Source organism: Fictibacillus phosphorivorans, assembly GCF_001629705.1.
Taxonomy (GTDB): domain Bacteria; phylum Bacillota; class Bacilli; order Bacillales; family Fictibacillaceae; genus Fictibacillus; species Fictibacillus phosphorivorans_A.
The window spans coordinates 1,600,262-1,610,190 of the sequence record NZ_CP015378.1; the positions used below are offsets into that span (position 1 = coordinate 1,600,262).

A 9,929-nucleotide genomic window follows, 5' to 3' on the forward strand; every position below is an offset into this window, starting at 1 on the left:
GAAATTGGGTATCAAAGAAAACAAAGAGTACATTTTAAATGAAATACAAAGCGCATGTGAGAAAAAAAACAGGTCTTCAAAGGGCGTTAATTTGATCGCTGTGACGAAATATGTGAGTAACGAAACAACAAGAGAAGCAGTCTTAGCAGGTATCGAACATATTGGTGAGAACAGAATAGAAGGACTGTTATCCAAAAAAGAATATCTGAAAGACCTGCCTGTAAAATGGCACTTTATTGGAACTTTGCAGACTAGAAAAGTAAAAGACGTGATTGAACATGTGGATTATATTCATTCATTAGATCGTTTAAGTTTAGCAAATGAGATTCAGAAAAGAGCAGTTAAGACTATTTCCTGTTTTGTTCAAGTTAATGTAGCTGAAGAAGATTCCAAACACGGCTTGCCAGTAAAAGATGTAGTAGCTTTTGTCGATAAACTAAAGGACTACGATAGTATAAAGGTTGTCGGCCTGATGACTATGGCACCTTTTACTGAGGATGAATCCTTAATCAGAAACGTGTTCTCAACATTAAAGCAACTTCAATTGGAGATACAGAAACAAAAAATGGTTCATGCTCCATGTACTGAACTATCTATGGGGATGTCTAACGATTATTCGATTGCTGTTGAAGAAGGTGCTACATTTATTAGAGTAGGGACGAGTTTAGTAGGAAAAGAATTTTAGGAGGTGGTACAGATGGGAATTAAAACAAAATTCAAGCGTTTCTTTGATCTGGAAGACGATTATGAGTATGAAGAGGAATATGAGGAAGAATCGATGCCTGAAGAAGAAGAAATCACACCTTCCCATACGAAAAAAGGAAAACCGAACGTGGTGAGTCTTCAAAGTATTCAACAACAAGTTAAAGTTGTGCTTGTCGAACCTCGAGTATATGCAGAAGCACAAGATATTGCGGATCAATTAAAGAACAGACGTGCTGTTGTTATGAATTTACAAAGAATTCCGCATGATCAAGCAAAAAGAATCGTAGACTTCTTATCAGGTACTGTTTATGCAATCGGTGGCGACATTCAAAAGTTGGGACCGAATACATTTTTATGTACTCCTGAAAATGTTGATGTTTCCGGAACGATTTCAGAAATGATGGAAGAAGATTAAATCAGGTAGGTGAAAATTATTGAATATGATCTATGCAGTTGAAGACGTAGTACTAACTCTTATTCAGATCTACTACTACATGATTATCGGGTACATACTATTATCTTGGTTTCCAAACGCTCGTGAGTCATCTATCGGTCAGGTGATCGCTAGGCTAGTTGAACCATATCTTTCTCCATTTCGAAAGATTATTCCGCCTCTTGGCATGATTGATCTTTCTCCAATCGTAGCTCTAATGGCACTGCACTTTGCTCGTTTTGGTGTATCGGCGATTGCAGATATGGTAGCTCGTTCACTGTAGGAGTTTTTTATGAGTATCTATCAGCATTACAGACCAGAAGAGCATGAATTTGTGGATCGGGTTTTGAACTGGAAGTCGGAGGTGTTGGAGAGGTATAGTCCAAGATTGACTGACTTTCTTGATCCGAGAGAACAAGAAATCGTAAAAAACATCATTGGTAACGATACTGAAGTTCGCCTCTCTTTATGGGGAGGCTCTTCTTTTTCTGAACGGAAGAGAGCATTGATCTATCCGGATTATTTTACTGCTCAAAATGAAGATTTTCAATTAGTCTGTTATGACATTCAATATCCTGCTAAATTCTCTACGATTGAACATCGAGATGTTTTGGGTGCTTTAATGAACATAGGTGTTAAAAGAGGTAAGTATGGTGATATCTTAATTTCAGGAGATCGTGTACAGTTCATCTGTGCAACCGAGATCGCTGGATTTATCGATTTGAACTTAACGAAAATCGGCAAGACAGGTATTAAGCTACATACGATTCAAGAAGATGAATTAGTAGAAGTAAAGACTGAATATCACGAAAAGACTGGTACTGTGTCTTCCCTACGACTTGATGTGATTGTCGCTGAGGTGTACAACCTGTCTCGTGCAAAAGCTTCTCCCTTGATACAAGGAGGACGAGTTAAGCTCAACCACAAAATCGTTGATCATGTTTCAACTGAATTGATGGAAGGTGATGAGCTCTCTGTAAGAGGATTTGGCAGGAGTAAACTGATCGCGATCGAGGGAACGACTAAGAAAGAGAAGTGGCGCATCCGCTACGGACTTTTAAAATAATTTCCTTAAATAGAAGGAATGACAGAAAATTTGTCGAAATTAGGTAAAAAATAATGCATCAATGGAGGTGGCCGTTGTGCCTTTAACACCACTGGATATTCATAACAAGGAATTCACAAGAGGTTTCAGAGGGTATAGTGAAGATGAAGTGAATGACTTTCTAGATCAAGTCATCAAAGATTATGAAACAGTGATCCGAGAAAAGAAAGAACTAGAGGAAACGGTAGCGAACCTTGAAGAAAAGATCTCTTATTTTAAAAACATTGAGGAAACTCTAAATAAGTCGATTCTGATTGCTCAGGAAACAGGAGAAGAAGTAAAGCGAACAGCTACGAAAGAAGCTCGTTTAATTGTTAAAGAAGCTGAAAAAAATGCGGATAGAATCATTAACGAAACGCTTTCTAAATCTCGAAAGATCTCGATGGAAATCGATGAATTAAAGAAACAGTCTTCTGTTTATCGAACACGTTTCAAAATGTTGATTGAAGCGCAACTTGAAATGTTAAAGAACGATGACTGGGATTCTTTGAATGCACCAGATAATCTTGAAGGCTATGAACTTCAAGAAGTAAAGTCGTAAGCTTGACATTACTTTGAAAAATCGCATATACTTTTCTAAGATTAATATGTGACGAAGACGGGGACAGTAAATTACTTTAATCTATTCAAGCGATCTAGGAAATGGTGCGAGCCTAGTATAGAGAAGTATTCGAAGATCACCCTTGAGTTCCTGAACTGAAAAAAGTAGTAAGTTCAGGCGCTTCATCCACGCTACGGATGACTAAGCGGGTTTCGTGTTTATTTACGAACCTATTAGGGTGGTACCGCGGGATAACCTTCTCGTCCCTACTGTTAGCATGCAGTAGGGGCGAGAAGGTTTTTTTGATTTCACATGGTACTTTTTTTGGTCATCTGTCACGTTTTATCGTAATGAAGGAGGAAAGATGATGAATTATAAAGACACGTTATTAATGCCGAAAACAGAGTTCCCGATGCGAGGAAATCTTCCTCAAAGAGAACCTGTTGTTCAAGACAAGTGGAAAGAACTAGACATCTACAATTTGGTGTTAGAAAATACGAAGGATTTACCTCCGTTTATCCTGCATGATGGACCACCTTATGCCAATGGTGATATCCACATCGGACACGCAGAGAATAAAATTTTAAAAGATATCATCGTGCGCTTTAAATCGATGACAGGTCACTATGCTCCTTACGTTCCTGGTTGGGATACTCACGGGCTACCGATCGAAACAGCTCTTACAAAAAGCGGTAAAGTAAAACGCAAAGAATTAACTGTTGCAGAATTCCGTAAGCTTTGTGAAGAGTATGCGTTGAAGCAGGTAGATCATCAACGTGAGCAGTTTAAACGTCTAGGTGTTCGTGGAGATTGGGAAAACCCATATATCACGTTAGATAAAGGTTACGAGGCTCGACAGATTGAAGTATTTGGTGAAATGGCTAAAAGAGATCTGATCTACAAAGGGTTAAAACCTGTATATTGGTCTCCTTCTTCAGAATCTGCATTAGCAGAAGCAGAGATCGAGTACCAAGATAAACGCTCAGCTTCTATCTATGTAGCTTTTGATGTTAAGGATGGAAAAGGTGTTCTTGATACAGATGAGAAACTTGTAATCTGGACAACGACTCCATGGACGATTCCAGCAAACTTAGGAATCTCTGTTCATCCAGAATTAGACTATGTTTCTGTTCAAACGGAAAATGGTAAATACGTTGTTGCAGAAGCACTATTAGAATCTCTTACAAAAGAATTCGAATGGGAACAAGCTGAAATTGTTAAACGTTTCAAAGGTGCTGAAATTGAAAATGCAGTAGCAAGCCACCCGTTATATGGACGTGATTCACTCGTTATGCTTGGTGACCACGTTACAACAGACGCAGGAACAGGCTGTGTTCATACAGCTCCTGGTCACGGAGAAGATGACTTCCTAGTTGGTAAGCGTTACGGGCTTGAAGTGTTGTGCCCTGTTGATGACAGAGGTGTTATGACAAAAGAAGCACCTGGTTTTGAAGGATTGTTCTACGATGAAGCGAATAAGCCGATCACGGAACAATTACAAGAAAAGGGTGCACTTCTGAAGCTTTCATTCATCACTCACTCTTATCCACATGATTGGAGAACGAAAAAGCCAGTAATCTTCCGTGCAACTGCACAGTGGTTTGCATCTATTAAAGGAATCCGTGAAGATATGCTGCGCGCGATCGAAGAAGTAAACTGGGTTCCAACTTGGGGCGAAACACGTTTACACAACATGATCAAAGACCGTGAAGATTGGTGTATTTCCCGCCAAAGAGCTTGGGGTGTTCCAATTCCTGTCTTTTATGGTGAAGATGGTGAAGCAATTCTTACAGAAGAAACGATCGGTCATGTTGTTGAATTGTTCAGAGAGCATGGCTCAAACATTTGGTTTGAAAGAGAAGCAAAAGATTTACTTCCTGAAGGATTTACTTCTCCTCATAGTCCGAATGGCCGTTTCTCTAAAGAGACGGATATCATGGATGTGTGGTTTGATTCAGGTACATCTCACTGGGGTGTTCTTGAAGAGAGAGAAAATTTAGTAAGACCTGCAGATTTATACCTTGAAGGTTCTGACCAATACCGTGGATGGTTTAACTCTTCTCTTTCTACATCTGTTGCGATCACTGGAAAAGCTCCTTACAAAGCAGTCTTAAGCCATGGTTTCGTTCTAGATGGAGAAGGACGTAAGATGAGTAAGTCAATCGGTAATACATTAGATCCGATCAAAGTGATGAAGCAACTTGGTGCTGATATCATCCGTTTATGGGTATCTTCTGTAGATTATCAATCTGACGTACGTGTATCAGACGATATCTTAAAACAAGTAGCCGAAGTATACAGAAAGATCCGAAATACGCTTCGTTTCTTGTTAGGTAACCTGCATGGTTTTGATCCGAATCAGCATGCTGTGAAGTTTGAAGATATGCCTGATCTAGAAAAATACATGATGGTTAAACTTGATAAAGTAGTAGCCAAAGTAAAAAAAGCATACGAAGAATATCAGTTTATCACGGTATATAATACGATTCACAACTTCTGTACGATCGAGTTGAGTTCATTCTATCTCGATATGGCAAAAGATACGCTATACATTCAAGCAGAGGACGATCATAAACGCCGTAGCATTCAAACTGTGCTTTATCAATCCTTAATGGCTCTTACAAAACTTTCTGCTCCAGTACTTTCTCATACAGCTGATGAAGTATGGGAATACATTCCGGGTGTTGATGAAGTGAGTGTTCAATTAACAACAATGCCAGAAGTGCAGAACTACCAAGGTACAGAAAAGCTTGAAAAAGACTGGGATGTATTCATGGATGTTCGTGATGAAGTATTAAAAGCACTTGAAGAAGCAAGAAGCCAAAAAACAATTGGTAAGTCACTTACGGCTTCCATCACTCTTTATCCAACAGAATCATTAAAACCATGGTTAGAATCAGTGGAGGACTTAAATAAGCTCTTTATCGTTTCTAAAGCTGTGGTTGGAGGAGTAAAGTCAGAAGCTCCAGAATCTGCAGGAGTCTATGAGCATGTTGCTGTTTCGGTTAGCTCTGCAGAAGGTGAAACATGCGAACGCTGCTGGGTTGTTTCTGAAGATGTTGGTCAGAACGAGAGCCATCCAACACTTTGTGCAAGCTGCGCGGAGATCGTTGAAAAGCACTACGCTTAAAAGCTGTTTTCATATTCAAAGTTATTATTTGTTAGTGGTTGATTTCCGTTTCAGATGCTCGCTTTCCGCGGGGCAGGCAGTGAGCCACATTCGTACGTTTCTCGTATAAGTGTCTCACTTGCCTACCTGTCCCGCAGGAGTCTCGCATCTTACACTCCAATCAACTTGACTGTGAAGTGAATGAGCTAGAGTGCATTCCATTTTAGAAAATACCCCAAAAAACAAATCCCGCATTTTGCGGGATTTTTGTTTGTTGTGGTGTACTTCATTGATGTTAGGCACAAATTAAATTGTAGAACGTCCGATGGCTGTGCTACAATTCATAAAGACATTAATTTCTGTATCGGAGGAGTTCTATTGTTTTATTATCTTGTAGCTTTGTTCATCTTGGTAATCGACCAAGTGACGAAGTGGCTAATCGTAAAGAATATGGAATTAGGGCAATCTATTTCTGTTATTGATCAAGTATTCTACATAACCTCTCACCGAAACAGGGGAGCCGCTTTTGGTATTCTCCAAGATCAGCGATACTTTTTTATCATAATTACCGTTATTGTTGTGGGTGCAGTAGTTTACTACCTACAAAAACACGCACATGATACACTCCTTAAAACGGCGCTTGCTCTAGTATTAGGAGGAGCTATTGGTAATTTTATCGATCGTTTGCTTCGCGGAGAAGTTGTTGATTTTCTAAATGTTTATATCGGCAGCTATGACTTCCCGATTTTTAATGTGGCTGACTCAGCACTCGTTGTAGGTGTTGGTTTGATTTTTATTCAAAGTTTTATGGAAAGCAAAAAGAAGGAGCCAGAAAATGAACAAATTTGAATATACGGTAATTCCTGAACAAGCAGGAAACCGTATTGATAAAGTTTTATCTGATGTACAAGATGATTGGTCACGTTCACAGATTCAAAACTGGATCAAAGATAAGATCGTATTGTTAGAAGGAAAACCCGTAAAGTCTAATTATAAATGTGTAGCTGGAGATGCTATCGAGATTGATATTCCAGAACCTGAAGTATTAGATGTTGTACCAGAAGAGATGAATCTGGACATCGTGTATGAAGATTCTGATGTACTAGTGGTAAATAAGCCACGCGGGATGGTCGTTCACCCAGCACCTGGGCATTATAGTGGAACACTAGTTAATGGTCTTATGGCACATTGTAAAGACCTTTCTGGAATCAATGGTGTACTTCGTCCAGGAATCGTCCACCGCATTGATAAAGATACATCTGGATTATTAATGGTCGCAAAAAACGATAAGGCTCATGAATCTCTCGTGAATCAACTTAAAGCAAAAACAACAACTCGTGTTTATAAAGCGATCGTTCATGGCGTGATGCCACACGACCAAGGTACGATTGATGCTCCAATCGGAAGAGACAAAAGTGATCGTCAAAAAATGACTGTAACCGATGAAAACAGCCGAGATGCTGTTACACATTTCAATGTGATCAAACGTTTTACAAATTATACGTTTGTTGAATGTCAACTTGAAACAGGTCGTACACACCAAATTCGTGTTCATATGAAATATATTGGATTCCCATTAGCTGGAGATCCGAAGTATGGCCCTTCAAAGACCCTGCAGATCGAAGGTCAAGCGCTTCATGCACAAACTTTAGGGTTCGATCATCCATCGACAGGTGAATATATGGAATTTGAGCGAGAGATCCCAGCTGATATGATGGATCTTTTAGATTTGTTAGAGAAAAGAAGTTGACAAACGTTTAAGGGTTTGTCATAATCAATGTAACTTAAATAGTCCTTTAACTTTAGTCCCGTGAGGCTGAGAAGGAAACGTTATTCATGAGAATTCTTGTTTTAGGATTTCTCTATCCTCTCGTCATGTGACGGGAGGATTTTTTTTTGGAATTAACGGTTAAAGGAAACAAGTTTTAGAGGGAGGGTTAGTTATGTCCAAGACCGTATTAATGGATGACCAAGCAATCAGAAGAGCACTTACTCGAATCGCGCATGAGATTATTGAGCGTAATAAGGGAGTTACAGACATCGTATTAGCTGGCATAAAGACCCGTGGTGAATTTCTTGCAAAGCGTCTTGCTGAACGCATCGAACAGATCGAAGGGAATGCTGTTTCAGTAGGGGTCATTGATATCACATTGTACCGAGATGATCTTAAGATCAAAACTGACAATTCTGAACCTGAAGTAAAAGGGACGGATATTCCGGTTGAAGTGACAGACAAAAAAATCATTCTAGTAGATGATGTTCTTTATACAGGAAGAACAGTTAGAGCAGGAATGGATGCCATCATGGATCTAGGACGAGCTTCTAATATACAGCTAGCGGTTCTCATCGACAGAGGACACAGAGAGCTTCCAATTCGAGCCGATTATGTTGGAAAGAATGTTCCAACATCAAGTGAAGAGATCATTTCCGCTTCTTTAATTGAAGTGGACGGATTCGATGAGGTATCTATCTCAACAACTAAATAAGTCCCTTTAAATTCAGTCCAGAGAGGCTGGCAAGGGAGGTATATATCAAGTGAGACGATCCGTGTACACTTGTGCCTCCGCGGCCTCTTTTGCAAAAGCAGAAGAGGTTTTTTTTATAGCAAAGAGCGATAAATACCTTTGCAAAACCAACGTGTTACCAATCAGGAGGTCAATAGTTATGGAAAACCAGACAAAAGCGATTTTAGATGTACATGATAAACCATCACCCGTTCAGTGGTTAACGTTGAGCTTGCAGCACCTGTTCGCCATGTTCGGTGCTACCGTATTAGTACCGTTCTTAGTGGGTCTTCATCCAGGTGTAGCTCTCGTTTCAAGTGGACTTGCAACATTAGCTTATCTACTCGTAACAAAAGGACAGATTCCAGCTTATCTCGGATCAAGTTTTGCATTTATCACACCGATCTTAACGGTAAAAGCTTTTGGAGGACCAGAAGCAGCCATGCTAGGAAGCTTTTTAGCAGGTTTGGTCTACGGAGTAGTAGCTCTTTTGATCAAAGGGTTTGGTTTTAAGTGGCTGATGAGAGTGTTGCCACCTGTAGTAGTCGGTCCGGTTATCATCGTAATCGGTTTAGGATTAGCAAATGTAGCAGTGGGTATGGCGATGAACGATCCGGCAACAGAAAAATATAGCTTGATGCACTTTACGGTAGCATTATTTACTCTTGCAGTAACCATCGTTTGCTCGATCTTCTTCAGAGGAATTTTAGGAATCATCCCGATTCTGATCGGAATTATAGCAGGCTTTACCTTTGCCTACTTTAGAGGAATCGTAGATTTTTCAAAAGTAGCAGAAGCGAAATGGATTCAAGCTCCTGATTTCTTCGTACCATTTGTAAACTATACACCTGACTTTACGTGGAGCATCGCAATGATAATGATGCCAGTGGCTGCGGTTACGATAGCAGAACATATCGGACATCAACTCGTGCTTTCAAAAGTAGTCGGTCGAAACTTTATTGAAAAGCCAGGCCTTCATCGCTCGATCCTAGGCGATGGAATGGGCGTAATCATTGGTTCATTAATCGGGGGACCTCCTGTAACAACGTATGGTGAGAATATTGGTGTGTTAGCGATCACTCGCGTCTATTCGGTCTTCGTGATCGGAGGAGCAGCGGTAACAGCTATACTGTTCGGATTCTCTGGAAAAGTTACAGCACTGATCAGTACTATTCCAACAGCGGTCATGGGGGGGGTATCCATCTTATTATTCGGAATCATCGCATCATCAGGTTTACGCATGTTAGTAGACAACAATATCGATTTTGGAAACAAAAGAAACTTGATCATCTCGTCCGTGATCTTAGTAACAGGTATAGGTGGAGCAGCATTAAAGATTAGTGCGAACTTTGAGATTGCAGGTATGGCATTAGCGACGCTTATCGGTATCGTCTTAAACTTGGTGCTCCCAGGGCGAGAGAACGACAAAGATCTGATAAACAAAATGTTTAAAACAAACGATAACGACACAGCCGCATAAAACACCTTTTAACTAAGTACGAGAGACTTAAAAGGGTGACGACAAGAGAGGA

Annotated in this window: 10 protein-coding genes and 1 other annotated feature; all 10 genes read left to right on the top strand. The window is 40.0% G+C overall.

Annotation, left to right across the window (positions count from 1 at the left end):
• The first annotated feature begins 4 nt into the window (after positions 1-4).
• The 10 genes from ABE65_RS08230 to ABE65_RS08275 all read left to right on the top strand — a co-directional run bounded on the left by ABE65_RS08230 (position 5) and on the right by ABE65_RS08275 (position 9,877).
• Positions 5-685, top strand: a complete 681-nt coding sequence (locus ABE65_RS08230) for a YggS family pyridoxal phosphate-dependent enzyme (protein ID WP_066393471.1) — start codon at positions 5-7, stop codon at positions 683-685.
• Between the two features lie 12 nt (positions 686-697).
• Positions 698-1,120 carry a cell division protein SepF gene (locus ABE65_RS08235; protein ID WP_066393473.1) on the top strand — a complete coding sequence of 141 codons (423 nt, stop codon included), beginning with the start codon at positions 698-700 and terminating at the stop codon, positions 1,118-1,120.
• A gap of 25 nt (positions 1,121-1,145) precedes the next feature.
• Positions 1,146-1,421, top strand: a complete 276-nt coding sequence (locus ABE65_RS08240; RefSeq protein WP_066399941.1) for a YggT family protein — start codon at positions 1,146-1,148, stop codon at positions 1,419-1,421.
• A 9-nt stretch (positions 1,422-1,430) separates the two neighbouring features.
• On the top strand, positions 1,431-2,204 hold the full coding sequence (locus tag ABE65_RS08245) for a YlmH family RNA-binding protein (protein ID WP_066393475.1): 774 nt from the start codon (positions 1,431-1,433) through the stop codon (positions 2,202-2,204).
• A gap of 76 nt (positions 2,205-2,280) precedes the next feature.
• Positions 2,281-2,784 carry a DivIVA domain-containing protein gene (locus ABE65_RS08250; RefSeq protein WP_066393478.1) on the top strand — a complete coding sequence of 168 codons (504 nt, stop codon included), beginning with the start codon at positions 2,281-2,283 and terminating at the stop codon, positions 2,782-2,784.
• Positions 2,785-2,829: 45 nt separating this feature from the next.
• Positions 2,830-3,055: a binding site (T-box leader), on the top strand.
• Positions 3,056-3,151: 96 nt separating this feature from the next.
• Positions 3,152-5,914: an isoleucine--tRNA ligase gene (ileS, locus tag ABE65_RS08255; protein ID WP_066393481.1), complete on the top strand. Its 2,763-nt coding sequence runs from the start codon at positions 3,152-3,154 to the stop codon at positions 5,912-5,914.
• 342 nt (positions 5,915-6,256) lie between these two features.
• Entirely contained in the window at positions 6,257-6,742 is a 486-nt protein-coding gene (gene lspA, locus ABE65_RS08260) for a signal peptidase II (protein WP_269148796.1), read from the top strand.
• Complete coding sequence (locus ABE65_RS08265) at positions 6,729-7,643, top strand: RluA family pseudouridine synthase (RefSeq protein WP_066393486.1); 915 nt, start codon at positions 6,729-6,731, stop codon at positions 7,641-7,643. Before lspA ends, ABE65_RS08265 begins: the two co-directional genes overlap by 14 nt.
• A gap of 193 nt (positions 7,644-7,836) precedes the next feature.
• Complete coding sequence (pyrR, locus tag ABE65_RS08270; protein WP_066393489.1) at positions 7,837-8,379, top strand: bifunctional pyr operon transcriptional regulator/uracil phosphoribosyltransferase PyrR; 543 nt, start codon at positions 7,837-7,839, stop codon at positions 8,377-8,379.
• A gap of 178 nt (positions 8,380-8,557) precedes the next feature.
• A complete protein-coding gene (locus tag ABE65_RS08275) occupies positions 8,558-9,877 on the top strand; it encodes a solute carrier family 23 protein (protein WP_066393492.1) in 1,320 nt (439 codons plus the stop codon).
• Positions 9,878-9,929: the final 52 nt, after the last annotated feature.